The 22,932-nt window shown below is 63.5% G+C and carries 20 protein-coding genes and 1 tRNA gene; 6 read left to right on the forward strand and 15 right to left on the reverse strand.

The genetic code is table 11. From position 1 onward, the window contains the following. Nucleotides 1-32 precede the first annotated feature (32 nt). The 7 genes from JST30_15300 to JST30_15330 form a co-directional block, all read right to left on the reverse strand. Nucleotides 33-1,490 carry a hypothetical protein gene (locus JST30_15300; protein MBS1715694.1) on the reverse strand — a complete coding sequence of 486 codons (1,458 nt, stop codon included), beginning with the start codon at nucleotides 1,488-1,490 and terminating at the stop codon, nucleotides 33-35. Nucleotides 1,491-1,616: 126 nt separating this feature from the next. Further along, complete coding sequence (locus JST30_15305) at nucleotides 1,617-2,393, reverse strand: sulfite exporter TauE/SafE family protein (protein MBS1715695.1); 777 nt, start codon at nucleotides 2,391-2,393, stop codon at nucleotides 1,617-1,619. A 40-nt stretch (nucleotides 2,394-2,433) separates the two neighbouring features. Beyond that, nucleotides 2,434-3,684, reverse strand: a complete 1,251-nt coding sequence (locus JST30_15310; GenBank protein ID MBS1715696.1) for an ankyrin repeat domain-containing protein — start codon at nucleotides 3,682-3,684, stop codon at nucleotides 2,434-2,436. 81 nt (nucleotides 3,685-3,765) lie between these two features. After that, nucleotides 3,766-3,841, reverse strand: a tRNA-Arg gene (locus JST30_15315). A 37-nt stretch (nucleotides 3,842-3,878) separates the two neighbouring features. Continuing rightward, nucleotides 3,879-4,352 (reverse strand): hypothetical protein, encoded by a 474-nt coding sequence (locus JST30_15320; GenBank protein MBS1715697.1) that lies wholly within the window; start codon nucleotides 4,350-4,352, stop codon nucleotides 3,879-3,881. Next, entirely contained in the window at nucleotides 4,353-5,180 is an 828-nt protein-coding gene (locus JST30_15325) for a metallophosphoesterase (protein MBS1715698.1), read from the reverse strand. A gap of 22 nt (nucleotides 5,181-5,202) precedes the next feature. Next, on the reverse strand, nucleotides 5,203-5,865 hold the full coding sequence (locus JST30_15330) for a hypothetical protein (GenBank protein ID MBS1715699.1): 663 nt from the start codon (nucleotides 5,863-5,865) through the stop codon (nucleotides 5,203-5,205). Nucleotides 5,866-6,029: 164 nt separating this feature from the next. Between JST30_15330 and JST30_15335 the strand changes: the two genes are divergently transcribed. Both JST30_15335 and JST30_15340 read left to right on the forward strand, forming a co-directional pair. Continuing rightward, complete coding sequence (locus JST30_15335; protein ID MBS1715700.1) at nucleotides 6,030-7,019, forward strand: Gfo/Idh/MocA family oxidoreductase; 990 nt, start codon at nucleotides 6,030-6,032, stop codon at nucleotides 7,017-7,019. A 7-nt stretch (nucleotides 7,020-7,026) separates the two neighbouring features. After that, entirely contained in the window at nucleotides 7,027-8,016 is a 990-nt protein-coding gene (locus tag JST30_15340) for a Gfo/Idh/MocA family oxidoreductase (GenBank protein ID MBS1715701.1), read from the forward strand. 98 nt (nucleotides 8,017-8,114) lie between these two features. Here JST30_15340 and JST30_15345 read toward each other — a convergent pair whose 3' ends face one another. From JST30_15345 to JST30_15380, 8 genes are all read right to left on the reverse strand, one after another. After that, nucleotides 8,115-10,658, reverse strand: coding sequence for an MASE1 domain-containing protein (locus JST30_15345; protein MBS1715702.1), 2,544 nt, complete (start codon nucleotides 10,656-10,658; stop codon nucleotides 8,115-8,117). Nucleotides 10,659-10,783: 125 nt separating this feature from the next. Then, complete coding sequence (locus tag JST30_15350; protein MBS1715703.1) at nucleotides 10,784-11,764, reverse strand: hypothetical protein; 981 nt, start codon at nucleotides 11,762-11,764, stop codon at nucleotides 10,784-10,786. 36 nt (nucleotides 11,765-11,800) lie between these two features. Continuing rightward, nucleotides 11,801-12,877, reverse strand: coding sequence for a peptide chain release factor 1 (prfA, locus tag JST30_15355; protein MBS1715704.1), 1,077 nt, complete (start codon nucleotides 12,875-12,877; stop codon nucleotides 11,801-11,803). A 40-nt stretch (nucleotides 12,878-12,917) separates the two neighbouring features. Continuing rightward, the gene (locus JST30_15360; GenBank protein ID MBS1715705.1) at nucleotides 12,918-13,181 is read right to left on the reverse strand and encodes a hypothetical protein; all 264 of its coding nucleotides are present in this window, start codon (nucleotides 13,179-13,181) and stop codon (nucleotides 12,918-12,920) included. A gap of 1 nt (nucleotide 13,182) precedes the next feature. Continuing rightward, nucleotides 13,183-14,151: an SPFH domain-containing protein gene (locus JST30_15365; GenBank protein ID MBS1715706.1), complete on the reverse strand. Its 969-nt coding sequence runs from the start codon at nucleotides 14,149-14,151 to the stop codon at nucleotides 13,183-13,185. A gap of 1 nt (nucleotide 14,152) precedes the next feature. After that, nucleotides 14,153-14,848, reverse strand: a complete 696-nt coding sequence (locus JST30_15370; protein MBS1715707.1) for a M50 family metallopeptidase — start codon at nucleotides 14,846-14,848, stop codon at nucleotides 14,153-14,155. Between the two features lie 42 nt (nucleotides 14,849-14,890). Continuing rightward, the gene (locus tag JST30_15375; GenBank protein MBS1715708.1) at nucleotides 14,891-15,373 is read right to left on the reverse strand and encodes a hypothetical protein; all 483 of its coding nucleotides are present in this window, start codon (nucleotides 15,371-15,373) and stop codon (nucleotides 14,891-14,893) included. A gap of 149 nt (nucleotides 15,374-15,522) precedes the next feature. Then, nucleotides 15,523-17,841 carry a CocE/NonD family hydrolase gene (locus tag JST30_15380; protein MBS1715709.1) on the reverse strand — a complete coding sequence of 773 codons (2,319 nt, stop codon included), beginning with the start codon at nucleotides 17,839-17,841 and terminating at the stop codon, nucleotides 15,523-15,525. A 107-nt stretch (nucleotides 17,842-17,948) separates the two neighbouring features. Here JST30_15380 and JST30_15385 point away from each other — a divergent pair, with 107 nt between their 5' ends. From JST30_15385 to JST30_15400, 4 genes are read left to right on the forward strand one after another with little or no spacing between them, the layout of a single operon-like run. Further along, nucleotides 17,949-19,664: an STAS domain-containing protein gene (locus tag JST30_15385; GenBank protein ID MBS1715710.1), complete on the forward strand. Its 1,716-nt coding sequence runs from the start codon at nucleotides 17,949-17,951 to the stop codon at nucleotides 19,662-19,664. A 1-nt stretch (nucleotide 19,665) separates the two neighbouring features. Then, nucleotides 19,666-20,916, forward strand: a complete 1,251-nt coding sequence (locus JST30_15390; GenBank protein ID MBS1715711.1) for a hypothetical protein — start codon at nucleotides 19,666-19,668, stop codon at nucleotides 20,914-20,916. Nucleotides 20,917-20,928: 12 nt separating this feature from the next. Then, on the forward strand, nucleotides 20,929-21,870 hold the full coding sequence (locus JST30_15395; GenBank protein ID MBS1715712.1) for an ABC transporter permease: 942 nt from the start codon (nucleotides 20,929-20,931) through the stop codon (nucleotides 21,868-21,870). Further along, nucleotides 21,867-22,868 (forward strand): substrate-binding domain-containing protein, encoded by a 1,002-nt coding sequence (locus JST30_15400; GenBank protein ID MBS1715713.1) that lies wholly within the window; start codon nucleotides 21,867-21,869, stop codon nucleotides 22,866-22,868. The genes JST30_15395 and JST30_15400 overlap by 4 nt, the downstream gene beginning before the upstream one ends. The last annotated feature ends 64 nt before the right edge of the window (nucleotides 22,869-22,932 follow it).

Genomic DNA, 22,932 nt, shown 5'->3' on the forward strand with positions numbered 1-22,932 from the left:
CACCTGGCCGGAAGAGGGCCGCACACGGGCGCCTAAGGAGCGACGACCTTCGTCATGCCGTCGCTGACCAGTCGCCACTGGCCACGCACCGATGTGAAGACCGAACCGACGTCCGACGTGTAAGGATCGAACGGCTCTTGTCCGCCGATGTTCGAGACGACGTTCCCGTCCCAGTGGACGATCGGCCACCGCCTCGAGTCGTTGGGTTGCCCTTGACCGACGTTCATGTCGAGCACGAGCGGGGCATAACCGCCTTGTGTCGCGAAGGTGACCGGATCGCCGGATTCGTCGTCGTGCCGTCCGTCTCGCCCGTAGTCGCTGAACTGACAGCCTTCGACGATGATCCGGCTCGGGCTATGGAAGCCGAGCAGCTCGCCCCGGTAGGTCAAGCCGTTGTCGACGCGCAAGTGGTGCGAGTTCTGACAGGTCACGTTACGAAGCACGAGGCTCCCTCCTGTGCCTTGGTTCTGGAACGGCGTACCCACCAGCAGGAAGCTCCCGACGTGCTCCCAGCGACCGCCGTCGATGTGCATCTTGAAACCTCCGTCGAACCAGTAACCCAGTCCGACGTAGGAGCCGCCGCAGCTTCGGAACATGCTTCCCGAACCGCCGGCCGGGAACGTGACGTCCCGTCCGTCCACCGTGGTCGAGTGTCCAAAGGCCTTGAAACCGACGGCCAAGCCGTTGACGCTACAGTCTGTAAACGTCTCGGCGAGGTTGTTCGTCCCGACAAGGGCGAACCCCGTGTGCCCGCTGGACACGGCAAGGGTCGTCTTCTGTCGTGCGGTCATCCCGGCCCCTTGGACGGCGCTGTTCGAGACTTCGCAATGGTCGAACTTGTTGACGGAGAAGTCCGCGCCCGCCGCTCCAGGCGCTTCGGCCCCGATCAGGAAGCCGGTCCCGGTCGTCGTGTTCCCTGCGAACTCGACCCGGCACTTCACGAACGAGTTCCAGGACGAAGAGAACGCGTTCGGACGGCTGTCGACCATAAAGCCGACCATGTTCTTGGCAGCCTGCGCCTGGGACATCGCGTCACCGGCGATGCGGATCCCGATGTTCTCGAACCGGCACCGTTTCACGCCCCAGGTCCGGAAAGCGGCCCGCGACCCGCGGAAGGGCCCCAGCGGCGACCGTCGGTATTCGATCAGGCTCGCCTTGGCGTCACCGACGAGGGCGATGTCGACCTGGTCGAAGTTCGGCATGCCCGCACCGCTCCCGTTGATCTGGACGGTATCGGTCAAGACCCACGGACGCCCCTTCCAAGTCAACCGAATGGTGCAACTGTTCTGTCGCGTCCCTTGCCAGACGCCGGACCGGGTGAGCGCGTAATTGACGGTCTGTTGGATGTTGTACGTGTCGTCGACACCGGTGAAGTTCGGATAAAGGACCGACGGATCGCCGGGGTCGACGGTGAACGGGTCTGCGGCGCGGGCCGCCACGGTACAAGTCAGACAGGCTAAGGCCGTCATGGCCAAAGAGATGTTTCGCATGAGCTTTCCTGAAAGATGCCGTCCCAACTCGGACGGACCGCCGTATTGTAACGCGAATCCCCGCAAAAACGACAGGTTTTCGTGCCGATTGTGCTTTTGCTGACTGCCGCACGCAGGCGCGGGCCGTCAGCGCGCACCGACGAGCCGGTAGAAAAAGTAGGCTGACATGGCGAGCCCGTAGACGACGACGACCGTGCGGAGCTTGTCCGATGCGACCTTTTGGGACACACGGGCGGCGACATATCCGCCTGCGACCGCACCTGCCATAAGGGCGAGGCACGGGCCAAGGAGGACGAGCCCCTTAGCAAGGAACCAACCCATCGCGACCACATTGATGACCACCGCCAAGGTGTTTTTCAAGGCGTTGAGGTCATGGATGTCTCCTTCGACGAACAGCGCCATGGCGGCGAGCATCATGATGCCCATCCCTGCCCCGAAGTAGCCTCCGTAGACGCTGATCAGGAACTGAAGGACGGCCCCGGTCCAGCGCGACGTCCGACCGTGCGGACCGGTCAACCACGCCTTGACCTTCGGTTGGAACGCCAAGATCAGTGTGGCGAGCAGGATCAAGACCGGGATCAGGACGCGGAAGGTCGAGGACGGCGTGACGATCATCAGCCAAGCACCCGCGGTGGCACCGATCACGGTCGCCGGGACTAAGACAGGATAGTGGTGCTTGGTCGCGGCGAACTTGTCCTTGAACCCGACGGCGCTAGACAGCGACCCCGGCCACAGGGCCATCGAGTTCGTCGCGTTGGCGGCTTGCTCCGCGACCCCCAGTCCGATCAACGCCGGAAACGACACGAGCGTGCCGCCCCCTGCGAAGGCGTTGACGCTCGATGCGACAAAGCCCGCCACGACAAGGACCGCCCAGCCAAGGGGCGTATCGTAGGCGGGAGGCATCTGGCGGGTTTACCCCCAGACCCGACCCGGCGTCCGGCGGCTACTTAGCCCGGTCGAGCATCTGGACGATCTCACGGTTGTTCCGGCCGACAGCGATGTCGCGGGCCGTTCCGTATCGGCACCGCGCGTTCTTTTTCGCTCCATGGCTGAGGAGCCACGTCACGCATTTGAGCTTTCCCGCGTTCACCGCCATATGCAAGGGAGTCGTCTTGTCGGCTCCTGTCACGTTCACGTCGCCGCCATAGCGGGACATCAGGGCCAGGCAGTCGGGAGTCTCCAACTCGGCGGCCATGTGCATCGGCGTGTTCCCCTGCTTGTTCGGCAAGTTCGGCTTCGAACCGGACTCGAGGAGGAGTCCGACCACGTCGGGGCGGTTCGCGGAAACGGCCCGGTACAGGGTCGTCCAGTTCGTTGTGACCTTGTTCGGGTCCAACCCTTCGCTCAGCAGGTAGCGGCAAAGTTGCAGCCCTCCCGACTTCACGGCGAAGTCCAACGTCGTTCTTCCGCCTCGAGTCGGGATTTTGAGGTCAGCGCCGTGGTCCTTCAGCATCTGGACCGCCTTAAGAGCTTTGTTCGGATCAAGTTCGCTTCGCCCAGCGGTGACGCTGGCGGGCGTCAAGCCCCACTGCGTCTTCGCGTCGACGTCGGCACCGTTCGCCAAAAGGAATTCGAGAAACCGCTCGTCGCCCGACAACGCCGCATAATGCACGGCTTGATGGCCCGACTCGGTCGTCGAGGTCGCAAGTGCCGGTTTGGCTTTGACCGCTCGGTAAGCCTCCTCGTACCGCTCGGCCCTCAGCGCCGCGACGATGTTCTCAGGATCAGAGAAATCAAGGGTGTCCGCCCGCTCTGTCGAGGCGACGTCGTACCAATAACCCGTGTTCCGGCGCAAAACCTCTTCCGGAACGGAGACCCGGCCCGTGGCCTTGAAGAACGAGCGGGGTTGGCTGCTGTGCCAGATCTCGCCCGTATCCTGATCGACGAACGAGTCGAGGGCGACGTCCTGTTGAAAGATCACTTGCCGACCCTCGGTCAGCTTCATCACGACCGTCATCGACGTCAACCTTTCCCGCGACTGGTTTTCGATCGAGACGCCGGCCGTGCACCACCTGTGTCCCGGTTCGCTGGTCGTCGATGAAGGTTCGAACGTCCGACTCCAGATCGAGACCCCGTAGGGTGCGCCCGGCTCGACCTTTCGCCCGGCGACCGGTGCCGGCCCTGACTGACAGCCTCCCAGGATCAGTCCCAAGGCACACGCCCCAGCGGCGACGGACAGTGCGGCCCGTTTCATCCGATCGAGGTTACCTAGTGGGTCGGGCGCGACCAGTCGCGTTTTCACACTTGGAACGCTTTGATCGTTCCAGGCCCGGAGTGGCGCCCCGGAGAGGACTCGAACCTCCGACAAACGGCTTAGAAGGCCGCTGCTCTATCCACTGAGCTACCGGGGCGGAAGAAGGCAGTGTACCGTTGCCCGGTGGGAGCGGTTCAGGCGTCCTTCGAGCCGCCACGGCCACCTTTAAAGAGCGCCGAAGTCATCAAGAAACCGATCGCGGAAAGGCCTGCGATCCCCATAGGAGCGGCGAGCGGCCGCCGGATCGACGTGGGGATCGGATTGCCGCGGACGTCCTTTTCATCCGAGTACACGGTCTTATCCGGGAACACGAACTTCTCGAACTTGCTGACGTCTACGTTGCCGTCGTCCTTGCGGACGTGCATGTAGAGTCCGAACACGCCGACGGCCAAACCTAACGCGAACACGGCGTTGACGAACTTGCGGAAACCTCTCTTCGCTCCCATGGCCGCCAACGAAGCCAACGCGGCGAGGGCCGAAAAGTAGACCGGGATCCACGCTTGCCAAGCTTCGTGGACGGCTTCACGGTGCTCGTACCGCACTTCGACGACAAGGGTCGCGAAGCCGCCGAACAGCACGAACAGCACCAGTTTGTCCCGTGTGGACATTCACGGATTCTGACGTACGGGGCGGCCATGAAGGGTCAGGACCGATACTTCCGGCGTACAGAAGAGCCGGGCGGGGGGGCCCGTCGTCCCTATCCCGCGCGACACGTAAAGCGGAACAGGCGCGTGCGGATAGAACCCGCGCAGGTATTTTCGCCCCAGGTGGGACGTGGCCGGGGCCCAACCCCAAGGCGTCGTGAACTGACCTCCGTGAGAGTGCCCGCTGATCATGAGTTCCGGACCGAAGGGCAGGACGTCGACCATGTCGGGCTCGTGCCAGACGACGACGATCGGATCGTCAGGGTCGCTCTTAAGGATCGCGTCGTAGGGGTCTGCCGTCCCCGCGATCTCGGAGTCGACGCCGACCCAGTTGATCCCGTCCAACCGGAACACGTCGTTGAACAGCATCTTGACCCCCAATCGGTCGAAGACGGGCACGAGCCAGCGGGCGTCGCCGGCCGCGTAATCATGGTTGCCCGCCACCGCCACCGCCCGACCGTGCATCATTTTGAGCCCGGCGAACGCGGTCTCGACGAGTTCGAGCACGTCCCGCTTCCAGTAAGCTATCGAGTCTCCCGGGATCACGACCATGTCCGGCTCCTCCATCAACGCGTACTCGACGGCCTTTTGGGTCAAGAGGACGGAACGGTGGTCACGGACGTGGGCGTCGGCCAGGACCGCGACCTTATAGCCGTCGAGCGGAGCAGGCCAGCGAGGGACGATCAACCTGCGCCGCTCGACGCGGAGCTTGTCCGTTTCGAAGAGGGCTCCATAAAGGAGCGCTCCCGCCCCCATGGCGGCAGCGCACCAAAGAATCCTGTCGAGCCGCATGCGGCCCGAGTCTACACGCGACTTAGCGCAAGGCTCCGGACGACAGCGTCAAGGCCATGACGGCGCGATCCCGGATCACATTGGCCTGGGCGCGCATGTCCACGAGCACGGTCAGCTCGGACGACGTCGGCCCGGCAACGGTCTTCGCAAAGTCGATCGGGCCCATCAGCGATCCGACCTTGGACGTGTCGTCGAGGCCGAGGAAGTGTCCGACCTCGTGCATGGTCGCTTGCTTGAGGGACGCCGGAGAAAGCGTCGTCCCGAGCGGCGAGCAGAGCGCGACTTCGACGCTTCCGGTCGCCCGATAGGTGAAGACGCCCCCCGTCCACTCGCGGACGCCTCTGGTGCAAGTCGCCGTTCCCACGACGTCACGACCTGCCATCGCGACGGTCGGACGGAACGAGATCGTCAGATCGGCCCGCGACAGGGACGCAGGGACGAACCGGACTTGACCGCCCAGCGCCTGTTCCCAATCTTCAAGGGCCGACCAGGCGATACCGTTGACGTCGCCCGTCACGGACACCCCGATGTCGCGCGACAGGAGCGTTAAGTCCGCGTAAGCCTGGGCTTCGGCGTGCCGCCCGGACTCGAGGCACGCTTCGGCACGTTCGAGCTGCCGGCTCACCGACGGCAACAGCCGCCCGATGTCGGCCCGGGCCGTGGCGGAGCCGGCGACGCAGATCACGACAGCAATCAAAGGAAGAGATTTGACAGTCATTCAACCACCCTCTATCAAAAGAGATCGGCAAAAGAACAGGCAATACTATACGGCAAATTTTCCACAAGCACGCTTAACAGGCCGACCGGCCGAACAGACCCCCGTATTTTCTTGGGCTAGAATCGCTTTCGGTGAGCCATAAGGTCAGAATCGGGGTTATTGGTTGCGGCAGCTTCGCCCGATACCATTTTCGACAGTTCCAGAGCGTCAAAGAGGCCGAAATCACGGCCCTGTGCGACATCGTCGGTTCACAGTTCGATGTGGCCCGGGAGGCCTTCCCAGAACTGCGTGGCGTCCCCACTTATGACGACACGGGCCAAATGCTGGCGGCAGGCGGGTTCGACGCCGTCCTCGTCAGCACCCCCCACACCCTTCACCGTGACCAGGCTGTGGCTTGTCTGGATGCCGGATACCATGTCCTTGTCGACAAGCCTCTGGCGACGACGGCCGCCGACTGCCGAGACCTGATCGCAGCGCGGGACCGGAACGGCAAAGTGGCCGCCGTTTCCTATCAACGGCACGGTCTGGCCACGTTCCGCTACCTTCGAGAGGAGATCGCGTCCGGACGACACGGTCGGATCCTCGGATTGAACTCCCACCTCACCCAGCAATGGCTCCAGTTCACGGGCGGTACGTGGCGCCAGGCCCCTGCGCTTTCGGGCGGCGGCATGATCGGGGACAGCGGCTCGCACATGGTGGACGTCCTGTTGTGGGCCACGGGGCTCAAAGCGTCGCGGGTGTCGTCGATGATGGACTTCCGCGGTACCCCCGTAGACATCGATTCCGTGACCTCGATCGCGTTCGAAGGCGGAGCGTACGGAACGCTCACGGTGATCGGCGACGCCTGCCTGTGGCACGAGCGCCATCATGTTTGGCTCGAAAGATCGGCCTTTGTCCTGGAAGAGCAGGATCTGCTGATCATCGACGAGCAGGGCCGCCACGTGCGTGTTTCGCATTGGCCGGCCGACCTCTCTCCCGAACAGAACTTCGTCGATGCGGTCCTTCGTGGAGTCGAGGTTCTTGCTCCGTTCGAGTACGGATTGCGGACCATCGAACTCACTGAAGCAGCCTGGAAGTCGGCGGCCCAAGGCGGGACACCCGTTTCGGTGGCGTCGCTCTAAGCCGGCGATGGCCTTACGTATCGGGATCATCGGCTGCGGCGACTACTCGCGGCACCACATCGGGCTCGTCCGCGACCTTCCCGGCGCTGAAGTCGTCGCCCTTTGCAGCCCACGCCACCAGGCCATAGCCGACACGGTCGCCGAATACCCCCACTTAGGAGGGCTTCCCGTCTACCAAGACCACGGCGCCCTCCTCGACGACCCGACGGTCGACGCGGTCATCGTCTGTTCCCCTCACTGCTTCCACGCGCCTCAAGTGCTGGACGCCATCGCGGCAGGCAAGCACGTCCTCGTCGAAAAGCCGCTCGCCCTCTCCGTCTCCGATGCCCGCAGCGCCATCGCCGCCCGTGACCGCGCCGGCGTCGTCGGCGCCGTCGCCTACCAGAGGCACGGAACGGGGCGTTTCCAGTTTGCGCGCGAAGCCGTGCTGTCTTGCCGATACGGCCGTGTGCTCGGCGTGAACGCTCACCTCGCCCGCCCGTGGCACCAGCTGTGTGCCGGCACATGGCGCCACCGTCTCGACGTCAGCGGAGGAGGACAAATCAACGACGGCGGCTCTCACCTTATCGATGCGGTGCTTTGGGTCACCGGCCTGCAGGCACGACGGGTCTCTGCCTTCATGGACCACCGGGGCACCGAAGTCGACATCGACTCGGTCGTCAACGTCGAGTTCGAGGGCGGTGCGCTCGGGACCTTGACCGTCATCGGCGACTCTTGCGCCTGGCACGAACGTCACCACGTCTGGCTCGAACACGCTGCCGTGGTGATCGAGACCGACCGCGTGACGCTTCATGACCCGTCCGGACAGGTCACGCAAGTGGACGGTTTCCCCCCGCCCGTCACGCCTGTGGCGAACTTCGTTGACGCGGTGCTCCGTGGTTCAGAGGTCTTGGCACCGTTCGAGTGCGGCCTTCACACCATCGGGCTCACCGAAGCGGCATGGCGGTCGGCCAAGGCCGGTGGAGCGGCCGTCGACGTGACCAGAATGGTGCGATGAGGGATGAATGACGGACGAAGGTGCCAGTCTTGGCCGCTCCTGCACCGATGAATCCCCGGGCCGCCGAGGCAAGTCCGTCCGGGTCGAGACGACCGCTGTCAAAAGACGCTTGGTCCGTCTTGAGCGGTCTGGGACGTTGAGCGCCCAAGCACCCGTTCCAGCATGTCCAAGTCGACGGGCTTCGTGAGATGGCCGTCGAAACCCGCGTCCACGGCCCGACGCTTATCGTCTTCCGAACCCCAGCCGGTCAAGGCGATCAAGCGGACGTCCCGGAGTCCGTCCTGTTCCCTTATCCGCCGCGCTACTTCGAATCCGTCCATGTCAGGAAGTCCGATGTCGCACAAAACGGCATCCGGCCGGAACTTCTGGCCGATCGCGAACGCGGTGCGTCCGTCCGGAGCGATCTCGGCCGTCCGTCCCGAGTGCCGCAACAAGGCGCAAAGCATCTGGGCGACGTCGGCGTTGTCCTCGATGATCAGGATCCTTTCCATGGCCGGTCCGGTCGGCGAAGCGTCGACCCCCGTCAGGATATCGGGCTCCAGGACGGGGAGGGATACCGACAATGGAAGTCGGATGGTGAAGGCGCTCCCTTTGCCGGGGCCTTCGCTTTGGGCCGAGACCGATCCGCCGTGCATCCCGACGAGCCGGCGGACGAGAGACAGTCCGATGCCCAATCCTCCCTCGGCCCGATCGCGGCTCGACCGGACCTGGGCGTACATGTCCCACAGCGTCTCGAGTTGGTCCGGCCGGATTCCGATGCCGTTATCGGTCACGACGATCTCGGCACGGTCGTCGGCCACAAAGACCGAGACCTCGAGTGTGCCGCCTGGATCCGTGTACTTGGCGGCATTGTTGAGCAGGTTGGCGACGATTTGGACGAGGCGGGTCTCGTCGCCTTCGACGTCGACGGCCACACCGGGGACGTGGACGACGACGGTATGAGAGCGCGATTCCACGAGAGGGCGCACGGCTTCGACAGCCGACTGGACGACCGTCCTGAGGTCGACCCGCTTCACCCTGAGGGTGATGTTTCCGGTCTGCAGGCGGGCGATGTCGAGAAGGTCGTCGACGAGCCGGACCAGGTGCCCGAGTTGCCGGCCCATGACGCGGCGCGCTTCGTCCGTGATCGCGGGATCGCGGGTCATTTCGAGAAGGTCGAGGCCGCTGCGGATCGGAGCGAGAGGGTTACGCAGTTCGTGGGCCAGCGTCGCAAGGAACTCGTCCTTCCGGAGGTCAGCTTCCTTGAGCGCCATTTCAGCGAGCTTCCGGTCCGTGATGTCAAGGTTCAATCCGCTGACCTGAAGCGGACCGCCGTCTTCGCTTCGCTCGATCTTGCCCAACCCTAGCAACCACCTGAACGTGCCGTCACTCCGGACGACGCGGTACTCGCCGTGCAGTTCGTCCGAACGCCCCTCGACCAAATCGTCGACAGCTGCCTGCATCCTGGGGAGATCGTCCGGATGGACTCTCGACGTCCAGTCCGAATAGTCCAAGTCTCGACCGACCGGGCCTATATCAAGGAGCCGGTAGTTCTCTTCCGACCAAGAGAGTCGGCCGGTCGGGACGTCCCAATGCCAACTTCCGGCCATTGCGGCCCGAAGCGAGTACGCCAATCGGTTCTCGCTTTCGCGCAGCGCTGCCGTACGCTCCTCCACACGCGCTTCAAGGTCGAGGTTGGCAGCGGCGACCCGGTCCAGGGCCTGCTGACGCTGGGTCGAGACCGACGCGACGATCAGCGCCGACACGGCGGAGATACCGAGGAACGCTTGCAGCAGCACGACGTGGCTCTGGAGGACGTTGGCTCCTTCGACGATCTGCCCTTGGCCGCTTGCCGTCATCACGGCCGTCACGAGCGTCACAAGCGACAAGCCGATCGCCGCGCCTTTGAGTCGGAACCTGGCCGCAGCCCATAGGACCGGCGGCAACGCCGCGTACATGGTCGGTAAAGAGCCACCGATGGCCAGGGCCGTCGCGAACACGATCAGGGCAAAGGTCGCGACCGCTTCAAAAACCCGCCAGGCTTTGAGCCTTCCCCGTTGGCTCCAAACCTGGAGCAGGACGACGGTCAAGGGGGCGGACACCAAGAGTCCTGTCGCGTCACCGAGCCAGACCAGCGGCCAAGCGGTCCCGAACGCGTGTCGGCCGCGCAGCGCGTCCGTCGTCGCGATCACCGTCGCCCCGACGATCGGTGCCGCTCCCGCGCCCAGGACGACGAGCGCCGCGACTTCTTCGAGCGAAGCGAGTTGAAAAGTCTGTCGGACGACCTTTCGGACGAGCCATGCTGCGGTCAGGGCCTCGAGCGTGTTCGCGACAAAGTACACCAACGCGAATCCGACGGGGTTGTGGAACCAAACGGCGTTGCACGTCAGTTCGGCCAAGCATCCCGCACCGACGAACCACGCCCACTCGGACGGGGGCTTTCGGAGCAACGTCGCGACGAAGATCCCGGCCGGCGGCCAAAACGTGATCGCGACACCGGGAACGATCGCAAGGCCTTGACCAAGGCCGCCCGCAAGGACGTAGGCAGCGCAAAACAGGACGAGGTGGCTGTACGGCGGTGCCGAGCCCATCGTCCTGTTCCAGCCGCGTGTCCGTGTCGTGAAGTTCACCGGTCGCACCGCACCGACAATCGGCGGAACCATGGGGTCGCGCCAGCTCTGTGCGGTCGTGCCATCAAGATAACCCGAGCTTCGCCGTCTGAAGCCTTCGAGGTCATGCCTATGGCGAATTCATACTGTTTTCTTACGGGAGGCGTCAAAGCGGCCAATCACTGGCGCGTCGCCATGAAGGAGTAGGTCACGCCGCCTTGTTGAGCGTAACCGAAGATGCTGCTGTCGTTAATGATCTGAAGGAGCTTGATGCTAGTCAGGCCGAGTTCATCGGCATCGCTGACGTCACGAAAGTCGTACGCTTGGAATGCGTCCCACACAGCAGGTATCTCGGGATTGTTGTATTTCTTGATGCGTCCCACCGCTTGCTCTGAATCGTTTAACGATACGACGAAGATCTGGTCGTTTCCAGCGATAGTCGGGTATTTCTGGAAGTCGCCTGGTTTGCGCCACACATAGGAATTCCAAGGCGAGTCACTGAACTCGCCGAAGTCCACTTGCACGGCGACCTTCCCTGCCGGACTCACCCAAATCCCGGAGTGAGACTCGCCTCCGACCCTCATGTCCTTCGTGAGATCGAAGGCCGTGCCCCCTAGAAAGACCACCGCCCAATCGTGATAGCTGCTCAAGTACGACTGTGACCGTCCTGCGGCTTGGCCGAAATCGTTCGCGTGACGAATTCCGCTGCCTCCACCCTGAGTATCGTAGTAGCCGATTCGCGTCCAACTCCAGTCCGGAAAGATCAAGGACAGGCCCTCTACGATTCCATAGTAGCTTCCATCGGGGAGCTTTCCATAGACGTACCCTGCGTCGTGTCCGTTCGGCCTGCCGACGACATACCGCGCATAGTGGTGGACCGACGATGGACTCGCTCTCCACGAGAGGATTTCTCCCGTTTCGTCCGAAGTGCCGATCACCTCGCCGTTCTCACGAAGTTTGCTCGGACCGTCGCCGTCCTGAATGGCGAGCTTCCACGTCTTTCCGTTCCTGTAAACCCAAAAGGCGTCTTGTCCTGAGAGGCTTTGTCGGAGAAGGACCGACCTTGTTTCGTTTGCTTGAAGAACGATGTACGGAAGCGGGGTGATCTTATAGACCGGAGCGCTCGCGATCGTGAAAAGTGCGGCCACGGAAGCCAACATGCCCTTCAGTATAAGCCACTCGGCGTCCTCTTGTCGTTAAGCGCCCGCCGCCGCACCGAGTTCCTCTGAAATCTTCCGAGCGCGCTCTTCCTGGTTCAGAGCGTCGATCATGTCTTGGATGTCGCCGTCCATGAACACGGCGATGTTGTGCATGTCTTTGCCGATCCGGTGGTCGGTGACGCGGCTCTGGGGGAAGTGGTACGTCCGGATCTTCTCGCTCCGGTCGCCGGAACCGATCTGGCCACGGCGCAGTTCGCCTCGCTCCTTCGCGAGCCGTTCCTGTTCGGCTTCGTAGAGCTTCGTACGCAAGACCTGCATCGCGCGCAACTTGTTCTGCTGCTGGCTCCGCTCGTCCTGGCAGGTCACCACGATCCCGCTCGGCCGGTGGATGATCCTGATCGCTGTCTCGTTCTTCTGCATGTGCTGCCCGCCCGCGCTCGAACTGCGGAACGTGCTGACCTCGAGGTCTTTCTCGTTCACGTCGATGTCGGCCTCTTCGGCTTCAGGCAGGACCGCGACCGTGACGGTGGACGTGTGGGTGCGGCCTTGGCTCTCCGTCGCAGGGACGCGCTGGACCCGGTGGACGCCGCTCTCGTGCTTCAGTTGGCTGTAAGCGCCCGCCGCGTCGATCTCGAAGACGACCCTGCTCACTCCGCCGATGCCGCTCTCTTCATGGTCGATGACCTCATACTTCCACTTGCGACGCTCGGCGTAACGGGCGTACATCCTAAAGAGCTCGTTCGCGAAGAGGCCGGCTTCATCGCCGCCTGCCGCCGGTCGGATCTCGATGATGACGCTCTTCTCGTCGTTCGGGTCTTTCGGAAGGAGCATGACCTTGAGCTCGTCTTCCAGCCGGACGACCTTGGCTTTCAACGGGTCGAGCTCAGCTTGGGCGAGTTCGCGCATTTCCGGGTCGGAAAGAAGCGTCTCGGCGTCTTCAAGTTCTTGCAGGGTCTTGCGGTAATCCCGGATGACCCCGACGAGGTCTTGGATCTCGGCTCGGGCCTTGCCCAGGCGTTGAAGTTCTTTCGGGTTCGAGACGACGCCAGGGTCTTGAAGCTGCGCCTCGATCTCCTCGAACCGTCGTTCGATTTCGGCGAGCTTTTCGAGCATCGGGCCTGATTTTACCGGGGCGGACCAGGCCTCCCCGGACTCAATTGGTCTGATACGACTCTATGGCCAGCCCTACGATCCAGCCGAACCCGGCCGTAAGCGCACCGAGAGTGAACCAAGAGAAGGCTAGGTTTTCGACGACGTTCGCGAGGAGATCGCTTCGATAGGGTTCCGGCAGCCGTCCGCCCCTTGCGGGGTCTTTCCAGGCCACAAACGTCGCGATCACGACCGCCACCATCGAAAGGACGAACGCCGTCAACGCCGAGCGTGTCGGCCAGGGGCGCTCCTGCCACAGCCTTCGCAAATCAAGCGTCCTTGGCAGGAGGGTCGGACTTCGGGCTCAAAGCTTTCGCTAGCTGGGGTATGGCTCCGAGCGCTTGTGTCAGCTCGACCGGGACGGCGAGGACGATCGTGTTCGATGGAGACACGCCGAGGCTGTCCAGCGACTGGAGCGTCCTCAATTGGAGAGCGCCGGGGGACTGGGCCATCATCTGTGCCGCGGCCGCCAAGTTTTCGGCCGCCTCACGGTCTCCTTCTGCCTTCGTGATCGTCGCCCTCTTTTCACGTTCGGCCGACGCTTGCCGGGCCATGACGCGCTTGAGGTCCTCCGGTAACTCGATGTCCTGGATGCGGATCGCGGCCACGTCGAGCCCCCAGCCCGAGATTTCGGTCTCGACCATGGTCTGGACCTTCTGACCGAGAAGTTCGCGGTCGGCAAGGATCTGGTCCAAGGTCATGCTGCCGACCACGTCCCGCAGGGCGGTCTGCGCGTACTCCAAGACGGCGCGGGTGTAGTTCTGGACGCGGACGACCGCTGCGGAAGGGTCGTCGACCCGCATGAAGATGACGCCGTCGATCCGCACGGGAACGTTGTCTTTGGTGATCGCCTGGCGGTGCGGAATGTCGATCGTCTGGATGCGGGTGTCGACCGTCCGGACGGCGTCGACGAACGGCAAGACGAGGAAGACCCCTGGACCCTTCACCGCGGCCAGTCGTCCCAGCCGGAAGACGAGAGCCTTCTCCCACTGTGCAGCGATCCGGGTCATGTAGGCGAGAAGTCCGCCCACGACGGCCGAACTCAGAAAACCGATGATGCCGCCGACCGTGGCGATCTGCGGACCGAAGACACCAAAGCCGATACACGACGCGCCGATGAAGATCAGCGGTTGAAGGGCGTTGGCGAAGCCTTTGGCCGGCGGACTCGGCCTGACATAGGCGGTCAGTGACCGCTGCTCGGTGAATCCGGGAACGATTTCGTTCGCCATTTCACCCATATTACGTGGAACGTGCCTTTCGGGATGCGGGCCGCCAGGCGGCGGCCAGGGACGACACAACGGCAACAAGTCCGAAGAGGGACCATCCCGCCGCCCAAACGATGCTCGGGACCCCTGTCACGTTCTGAAGGAGCAGGGCGTCGTTCTCGACCATCGGCACGGTCGTCAGGCGCAGAAGGACCAGAAGGGCTTCGAGGCTCGTCAATGCCATTTGGACGCCCAAGAACCCTGCCGCGAACATCGCGGCTTCCCGCTTCAACTTCGCGGCGGCCACGCCGAAGACGGCCGTCCAGAACGCCCCGCTGACAAGGCCGACGATGTCGCCTCGGACGAAGAGGAGAAGGCTGAGGGCCATGAACACGCACCCGGCCCAGAGGACGCCCTTGGCCGCCTTTTCGCTCCGGGCCCCGCCCACGAGCACACCGCCCACGACCGCCGCGCCGACATAGCCGGCCGAAGCCGTCAGCAGGATCGAACCACCTGATACCGGCGTGACCCCGTTCCCGCCCGAGAACACGAGAATGTGCTCGACCCGTCCTCCCGTCGCCAGAGCCATCAGCGCGTGGCACAACTCGTGGACGTGGGTGTTCAGGTAGATCAGCGGTAAGGCGACGAACCTGAACGCGGGCACGGCCCAAAGGAGTACCGAGGCGGCCCCTGCGGCAAGGAGCGTTTTCTGATCGGTCCGTAGCGCCATCTCTTCCTCGTTCCTACGCGGAAGGTCGTCGGGCGATGCGCTTCACCGGACGACCGGCCCCAGTTTCTTGCGGCATTCAGGGCAGAACTTGCCCGTCGACGTGTCCACGGTCTCGATCGATCCCCCCGCGTCGCTCATCAGGCACCGTGGCGTCTTGCAATGGGGCAGGCCGAACGTGTGGCCGACCTCATGGACGACGACGTCTGCAAGACGGTCGACCGGAGACTTCGGCCCTGGGGAAGTCAACCGGAAGGTGGACACGACGCAACTCCCGCCGTCTAAGGCGCCAAGACCGAATACGCCCCAGTCGTAACGACCTCGCGCGGTCGTCGAAATGTCTTGGTTCGTGATCCCGACCACTTTGACGTCTTTCGGATAACCCAGCGTCTGAAGATACGGGATCAGTTTGTCCGCCCGGAACCTCTCGCGGGGTTCATAGTAAGCCGCCCTCGGGAGGCCGGTCGCCGCACCCGTTTCCACCTTAAGGTTAAAGCTGTCCCTCAGGGCACTGACGGTCGCCTTCACGGCATTGTCGGGGACGTCGCCGAGCGGGACGACGACCAGCCGTCGGACGTCGGCATTCCGGAGTCGCGACGTCGTACGGGGACCATCGGCGCGGCAACCGGCTAAAGCCGCCGCGAGCACGGCGGGAGCGATCGCGAACCGGCACCGTTTCAAGGGATCACGTAGAACGTCACGCGGCTCGCCCGTCCGGCACCTTTGAACACGGTATGACCGGCCTTCACGAGCTTGGTCGCCTTCCAATCGGGTTCGCCCGTGCCCGGATTCCGCGCGAACTTCGGGAAGAACTCGCTGAAGACGAGTACGCCGAGCCTGTGCCCCTTAGCGAACTCGTGACAGAACAGCCAAGGTTTGACACTGATCCGGTACGTCTGTCCGGGTCTGATCGGAGCGAGCTTGCCGTCCCGATAGGTCGCCCGCATCGTCCCCGGAAGTTCGATGAAACGGCACTCGCCGTTGGGTGCAAAGTCGACGACCCAAGCGTGGAACGTCGCGTCCTTCGCCGTCGTTTTGAACTCCACGTCGACCGTCACAGGACCTCCGATCTTCGTCGGAGAGGGGAACGGCGACGACTTGTAGACCAGGACGCCGTCGCCCCATTTGTCGACCGGCAGTCTGGTCGTAGCTCCGTCCGACGAGACGGCCAGTTCCGACGCGGGGACGTCGGACTTGTTCGGATCGTAGACATAGGCGTCCTTGCCCGGGTTTTCCGGGACGCGGACGAGCGTTCCCGCGCTCTTCGTCCCGTTGGCCTTGCCGCCGCCGAAGGCGAGCGTCGTCTTCACGGCCCCGGCCGGGGGCCAGTCCTTGGTCGTGAGCCACGTGTTGGATCCGGAAACGAACATTCGGACCCGTGGTTGCCGTTCGAAGTGCACGGCCTGGTCTTTCAGGTACGTGTCGAAAAACCGCAGATAGACCGAGTCCATTTCCAGCACCGAACCCGGCCCGTAGTCCACGTCGCCGAACTGGGTCTTCGCGTTGAAGCCGTGTTCCCAAGGCCCGAAGACCATCCACTGATCCCCTCCTGAGGCCCTTTGGAGCTGCCAATGGACCATCGTTCCGACGCCGTCCCCGTCCCACGTCCCACTGACGTGCAGCACAGGGATCTTGACGCCGGCAACGTCCTCCTGAGTGTACGGCCCCGGCCACTTGTCCCGTGCGTCGCGCCGGACCCACGAATCGAAGAACGGCACGTCTCGTCCGAAGAACTTGTCGTCGACCTTCGTGATCGGGAGGGCCTTCAGGCTGTCGGCGTTCTTCATGGGCTCGAACGCGCCCGCGACTCCGGCCGAGCGGTCGATCACGACGCGCGTCCACCACACGTTTCCGAGGAGCATGAACGCCCCGTTGTCCCACGGAATGTTGCTCATCGGATCCGGAGGGCTGACCTGAGGAACGATGCACTTGAGCGCCGGGTGCTTGCTCGCGGCCGCGGCCCATTGGACCGAGCCGAGGTACGAGCCCCCGATCATGCCGACCTTCCCGTCGCTCCAAGGTTGCTTCGAGATCCAGTCGAGCGTATCGAATCCGTCCTCCTTCTCGCGGACGAACGGGTCCCAGTCGCCATCGCTCCCCCCACGGCCCCGTACGTCTTCGACGACGACCGCGTAGCCCCGGGTCGCCAACCACGCGTACGACGCCAGGGACTGCGCCCGCCCGTAAGGCGTCCGCACCAGCACGGTCGGGACCTTCCCTTCGCCGGCGGGGCGTTCGATGTCCGACATCAGGTGGACGCCGTCGCGGGTCTTGTGCCGGACCCGCGTCTCCCTCACCGTGAGATGGACCGGTCGGCTCAATTCGGGGTACAGGCTGAGAGGGTCGACGAACACGCCCTCAAAACCGGACAGGACGAACTGGGCGTTCTGAGACGGAATGTTCATGCCGAGTGTCCTGCCGGATGCATCGAAGGCCAGTTCGATCGCCACGCCTGCGAAGCTCCCCTTGAGGAACGTCACCACCGCCGCACCGGACTTCAGGGACACCGTCTGTGACCGGTCGGAGAACTCAGGCTTAAGGAACGTGAACGATCCGATGTTGAAGACTTGGAGGGCCTTCTTGTCCTTGGCCTCTTGATAGGCCTTGAGGATCGATCCGAAGAGCTGCGGATGGTAGCTGGCGAAGACGGCCTTCGGCTGTTCCGTATAAGGGACGTCCTTGGCCGTTTGCTTGTCCCCGACCCAGCCGTTGATCTTGCCGTCTTTCCAGACGGCCCTGCCCTTTTGCTTCCCTATCGATTCCTCGATCGTGCATTCGGCGAGGAGCCCGTTCTTGGTCCGTCCGGTCAGGCTCGAGTCGATCGTCATTCCACTGACGCTGATCTTCGTGACCGAGACGAACGAGCCGTCCGGCTTCGACTCGTACGAGTTCGACCCGATCGGTTTGCCTCCCAAGAGGACGTCCGTCTTCACGGTTTCGGCGCGGACCATGACGACTAAGCACACGAGTCCGATGGCGAATGCGGCCAGGCGCATACGGCCAGTTTATTCGATGACCGTCTAAGTACCGTCGTTCACCGGGACTGCAGCGCGCAGACGACCGCAGTTCTCGGGTATCCCCGATTCGTCCTTCGCCCAAACCGATGCGCGCCGCGCTGACCGTTGAATCGCTTCCCAAGTCGTTCCAAGCGTTGCGGAACTACGACGGGAAGAAGTTCGTGTCCGACCTGATCGCCGGGATCACCGTCGGTCTCGTCGCGTTGCCGCTTTCGATGGCCTTCGCGATCTCATCCGGGGTCGATCCGCAATCAGGCATTTATTGCGCCATCGTGGCCGGCTTCGTGATCTCCGCCCTCGGCGGATCGTCGACCCAGATCGGAGGCCCGACCGGGGCGTTCGTCGTCGTCGTCGCTGGGATCGTCCAGAAGCACGGCATGGACGGGCTGTTCACGTGCACGTTGCTTGCCGGCGTCTTACTCGCCTTGCTCGGGCTGACAGGTTTGGGCACGGCCGTCAAGTTCATTCCGCGACCGGTCGTGATCGGGTTCACCAACGGCATCGCCGTCCTGATCGCAAGCACTCAGATCAAAGACTTCTTCGGCTTAAGGATCGACCACGTACCCGGTGAGTTCATCGGAAGGATGGAGGCCGTGAGCCGGCACGCGTCGACCCTGTCACCGACTGCAACGGCCGTATCCGTCGGTGCACTGGCCACGATCCTTGTCTTCAACCGGTATGTCAGGCGCGTCCCGGGTTCGATCGTCGCGCTCGTCGGCTTTACCGCGCTGGTCTTTCTCTTGCGGTTGCCCCTTGAAACGATCGAAACGCGGTTCGGCGGCATCCCGGCAGGGTTGCCACGCCTCGAAGTCCCTCGGCTGCGGCCGGACCTCTTTATCCCGTTACTGTCTCCGGTCTTGACCGTTACGATGCTCGGTGCGATCGAATCGCTCCTCTCGGCGGTCGTCGCAGACCGGATGTCTGGTGACAAGCACAATCCCAACGTCGAACTCGTCGCGCAGGGTGCGGCCAACATCCTTTCGCCGCTCTTCGGCGGCTTACCGGCGACGGGAGCCATTGCACGCACCGCGACGAACATCCGGTCGGGAGCGAAGACTCCGGTCGCAGGCATGGTTCATGCCCTGACTCTACTGGCCGTCCTCTTGTTCGCCGCTCCCGTCGTCAAGCACGTCCCGCTGCCTGTCCTCGCCGCGATTCTGTTCGTGGTCGCCTACAACATGGGCGAATGGCGGGAGATCCCCGAAATCCTCCGGCTCGGTAAAGCGCCCGTCGCGGTCTGGCTGATCACGTTCGCCTTGACGGTCTTCGCCGACCTGACCGTCGCGGTCGAAGCCGGGATGATCCTTGCGATGTTCCTCTACATCGCACGGGTCACGTCGACGACGACGGTCTCGCGAGTCACCGAGGACTACGTCAAGGAAGGGCACGAACACAGCCTTCAAGTTCACGGTCTGCCGGCAGGCGTCGCCGTCTACCGCATCCACGGGCCGTTCCTCTTCGGTTCGACGGACAAACTGGACGTCGTCGAGCGGGAGATGGACGAGCTACCGCCGATCGTCGTCCTCCGGCTCCGCAACATGAACGCGATCGACACCACCGGGGTCCACGCCCTTGAGAGCCTGGCCGAAAAGCTGCACGCTTCCGGCCGCGACCTCGTCGTCTGCGGGCTTCGCGACCAGCCGGCGAAGATGATCGACGCTTCGCGCTTCCGTAAGGTCATCGGCGAGGACAACGTGCAGCCCAACCTCGCGGGCGCCGTCGCCCGGGCCAAGGTGCTGGCCGCTTCGCGCGGCTCTGCACCCGCTGCGGACTCCCAGGCGTCAGAACACTCGGATCCGTGACATGACCGCCGCCCTAGCCGCCGCCGTCTTGGCCCCGTCGGTCCTCGCAGTCGGAGACGGTAAACCGTTCAGCCGGATCGAGGGCGCCCTCGCCGTTGCCAAAGCGGGCGACGTCATCGAAGTCCATCCGTCCGAGTCAGGCTATGCGCAGACGGCCCTCCGGATCCGGATGCCCCGGATCCGGATCGTCGGCAAGGGACCGGAGCGGGTCGTGATCGACGGAAGCGGGTTCGACTACAGCGGCTCCGGCAGCGTCCCCCGGGCCATCGTCCAAGTGGACCCCGGCGCGGACGGGGTCAGGATCGAGCACCTCGAACTGCGCGGCGCGCACAACGCCTCTCACAACGGTGCCGGAATCCGCATCAACGGAGCGGACAACGTTTCGGTCGTCGATTGCGACATCCACTCGAACGATATGGGCGTGATGTCGAACGGTGTCGAGCAAGATCCGACGGCAGCTTCGGACCAACTGTTCGAGGCGTGCCGCATCCATGAGAACGGGAGTCTTGAAGAGCCGGGCTACAACCACAACCTCTATCTCGGCGGAACGAGCGCGAAGTTGAAAGCATGCGAAGTCTGGGGGTCGTTAACGGGGCACAACCTCAAGTCTCGGGCCCACTTCACTCTCGTGGTCGACAGTTATCTCCATGACTCCGCCAACCGCGAGGCCGACATCGTCGAGTCTTGGGACACCGAGCGCCGGGACTCACACGCCGTGTTCGTGAACACCGTGATCGTCAAGGACCCCCGGTGTGCCGGTAACAGTGGTGTCGTCCACTTCGGTCAAGAGAAGGGTCGACGCGACGGCACGTTGTGGATGCTCGGGTGCACGGTCGTCACGCCGTTTTCGTCGCCGATCGTAAGCCTGACCTCGTCGTCGGCTTCGGCCCGGTTGGACAACTGTGCCTTCGTGGTCGAGGGTGAGGGCCGCCCTCAGCTCGCCGAAGCTGCGAACGGTGCCTTGCGGGCCAACGTCTTCGGCGAAGGGAACTGGATCGACCGTCATGTGTCCTTTGAAGGGACCGGGCTGTCGCCGGCACTGCAAGCGGCTTGGACCCGGCCACCGACGGGAGACGTCCTCGATCCCGCGACGTTCGGACTCTTGAGCCTCGCTCCTGGAGCCAAGCCCGTCGACACCTATTACCTCGATGGTCAAGGAAAACAAGTGCGGATCAAACCGGACGACTTAAGGATCGGTGCCCGCTGGAACCCGCCCGCGATCTGGTCTTCCGGTTCCTCGCAGAGGTCATAATCACGCCCGCCGATGGCCTCCCGTGACACTTGGCTGCAGACCCTTCAGCGCTACCAGGGGCTCGTCGGACTCGCCCTGCTCCTCGGCGTCGCGCTGATCCTCGACCCGCAGCACTTCTATACGCCTGGCAACCTGGCCAACGTCTTGAACCAACTGGCCGTACCCGGCATCTTGGCCGTCGGCATGTCGTTCGTCATCCTTACGGGCGGTATCGATCTCAGCGTCGGATCCCTCCTCGGGCTGTTGAACTGCGTTTGCGCGACCTGGCTGGTCGACGGTCGCGGCGTCGGTCCGACCATCCTGTTCACGGTGGCGGTCGGCTTGGGAACCGGAGCCCTTCTGGGTTGGCTCGTGCACGCGACCCGGCTTCAACCCTTCGTGGTCACGTTGGCCGCGATGGTGTCCTTACGCGGGGTGGCGTACGTCTACACCGACAACGGCACGGTCAGCGGCCTCGGAAAGAAACTCGAATTCTTGATCCAGCCGTTCTTCGGCATCCCGGTGAGCGCCTGGATCATGCTCGGGGTGACGGTCGTCGCCGTCGTGCTCCTTTCGAAGACCGTGTTCGGCCGGTCGGTCTACGCGGTCGGGGGGAACGAAGAGGCGGCACGGTACGCCGGACTTCCTCTCGGTCGCGTCCGGATCGGGGCTTATGCGATGAACGGGCTTTGTATCGCCTTGGCCGCACTCGTTTTCACCGCGAGGAACACGAACGGCGACCCCAGCGCGGGCACGGGTTACGAACTGGACGCCATCACGGCGGTCGTCGTCGGAGGCACGTCGCTCCTTGGAGGTTCGGGGGGCGTTCTCGGTACGTTCGTCGGCGCGATGTTCATCGTGTGCCTCAACGTGTTGCTCATCCTGAAGGGCGTGAACACGTACGTCGGAATGGGGTGGAAAGGTATCATCGTCCTGGTCGCGGTGTACCTGCAGAACCTGGAAAAGAAGAGATGAAAACGTCTTACGCCTTCGCCGTGTTGGCCGCCCTGGTGCTCGTCGGTTGTGGCTCGGGAGCGACGGAAGGGGGGACGTCCGGCGGGACCGCCGACAAGCCGAAGGACACGGAGAAAGCGCTGGTCGTTTTCTCGCAGGCGAACTCTCAAGACCCGTGGCGCAAGGTGTTCGACGCGGAGACCAAGGCCGAGGCGGAGAAGCATGCGGCCGAATTCGCGTTTGACATGCAGGACGCAGGTGGCGACGCGGCCAAGCAGAACAACATCATCGACACGTTCATGGTGCGCAAGCCGAAGGTGCTCCTCGTCTCGCCGACGGAGACGTCCGTCCAGACGTCCATCGAGAAAGCCTTCGACGCCGGCACCGCCGTGATCCTCCTCGACCGGGCGATCGACTCAGAAAAGTACACCGCTTGGATCGGCGGCGACAACGTCGACATCGGGCGCAAAGCGGGCGAATACGTCGCCATGAAGCTCGCCGGAAAGGGCACCGTACTCATGATCCAGGGCATCGCCCAGGCAACGCCCACGAAAGACCGCCGAGGAGGCTTTATGGAAGTCATGGCCAAGAACCCGGGCATCAAGGTGATCGAAGGCGATGACTGTGGTTATCAGCGCCAAAAGGCGCGATCCTTCATGGAAACGTTCCTGCAGAAACGTGAACATATCGACTGCGTCTATGCCCACAACGACGAGATGGCGATCGGGGCCAGGCTCGCCTGGGACGCTGGAGCGCAAAACGCCTTTCCGGGCGACAACCGCGTGCCCGTGTTCGTCGGGATCGACGGTTGCCAGCAGGAAGTCGTGGACATGATCAAGGACGGCAAGCTCGACGCGACGTTCAAATACCCGACTCCGGGAGCGAAAGGAGTGGAAGTCGCTGCCGAGATCTTGAAGGGCAACATGCCGAAAGAGAAGAAGATCGTCCTGCCGACGACCCTTGTAACAAAGGAGTTCGCCGACCAGTACATGAAGGACAATCCGAACCTCGCCAAGTAGGTCGCGTCCCAAGGAGTCGGTGTCCGATGGCGACGTCGGAGCCGGGTACGACTCGAGAACGCCG

The organism is Armatimonadota bacterium (assembly GCA_018268395.1).
Lineage (GTDB): Bacteria > Armatimonadota > Fimbriimonadia > Fimbriimonadales > Fimbriimonadaceae > JAEURO01.

What these genes read in the sequence shown, in the direction of transcription:
- JST30_15300 (MBS1715694.1), bottom strand. Translation starts at nt 1,490, where the DNA reads ATGCGAAACATCTCTTTGGCCATGACGGCCTTAGCCTGTCTGACTTGT.
- JST30_15305 (MBS1715695.1), bottom strand. Translation starts at nt 2,393, where the DNA reads ATGCCTCCCGCCTACGATACGCCCCTTGGCTGGGCGGTCCTTGTCGTG.
- JST30_15310 (MBS1715696.1), bottom strand. Translation starts at nt 3,684, where the DNA reads ATGAAACGGGCCGCACTGTCCGTCGCCGCTGGGGCGTGTGCCTTGGGA.
- JST30_15320 (MBS1715697.1), bottom strand. Translation starts at nt 4,352, where the DNA reads ATGTCCACACGGGACAAACTGGTGCTGTTCGTGCTGTTCGGCGGCTTC.
- JST30_15325 (MBS1715698.1), bottom strand. Translation starts at nt 5,180, where the DNA reads ATGCGGCTCGACAGGATTCTTTGGTGCGCTGCCGCCATGGGGGCGGGA.
- JST30_15340 (MBS1715701.1), top strand. Translation starts at nt 7,027, where the DNA reads ATGGCCTTACGTATCGGGATCATCGGCTGCGGCGACTACTCGCGGCAC.
- JST30_15345 (MBS1715702.1), bottom strand. Translation starts at nt 10,658, where the DNA reads ATGGTTCCGCCGATTGTCGGTGCGGTGCGACCGGTGAACTTCACGACA.
- JST30_15350 (MBS1715703.1), bottom strand. Translation starts at nt 11,764, where the DNA reads ATGTTGGCTTCCGTGGCCGCACTTTTCACGATCGCGAGCGCTCCGGTC.
- prfA (MBS1715704.1), bottom strand. Translation starts at nt 12,877, where the DNA reads ATGCTCGAAAAGCTCGCCGAAATCGAACGACGGTTCGAGGAGATCGAG.
- JST30_15365 (MBS1715706.1), bottom strand. Translation starts at nt 14,151, where the DNA reads ATGGGTGAAATGGCGAACGAAATCGTTCCCGGATTCACCGAGCAGCGG.
- JST30_15370 (MBS1715707.1), bottom strand. Translation starts at nt 14,848, where the DNA reads ATGGCGCTACGGACCGATCAGAAAACGCTCCTTGCCGCAGGGGCCGCC.
- JST30_15380 (MBS1715709.1), bottom strand. Translation starts at nt 17,841, where the DNA reads ATGCGCCTGGCCGCATTCGCCATCGGACTCGTGTGCTTAGTCGTCATG.
- JST30_15385 (MBS1715710.1), top strand. Translation starts at nt 17,949, where the DNA reads ATGCGCGCCGCGCTGACCGTTGAATCGCTTCCCAAGTCGTTCCAAGCG.
- JST30_15390 (MBS1715711.1), top strand. Translation starts at nt 19,666, where the DNA reads ATGACCGCCGCCCTAGCCGCCGCCGTCTTGGCCCCGTCGGTCCTCGCA.
- JST30_15395 (MBS1715712.1), top strand. Translation starts at nt 20,929, where the DNA reads ATGGCCTCCCGTGACACTTGGCTGCAGACCCTTCAGCGCTACCAGGGG.
- JST30_15400 (MBS1715713.1), top strand. Translation starts at nt 21,867, where the DNA reads ATGAAAACGTCTTACGCCTTCGCCGTGTTGGCCGCCCTGGTGCTCGTC.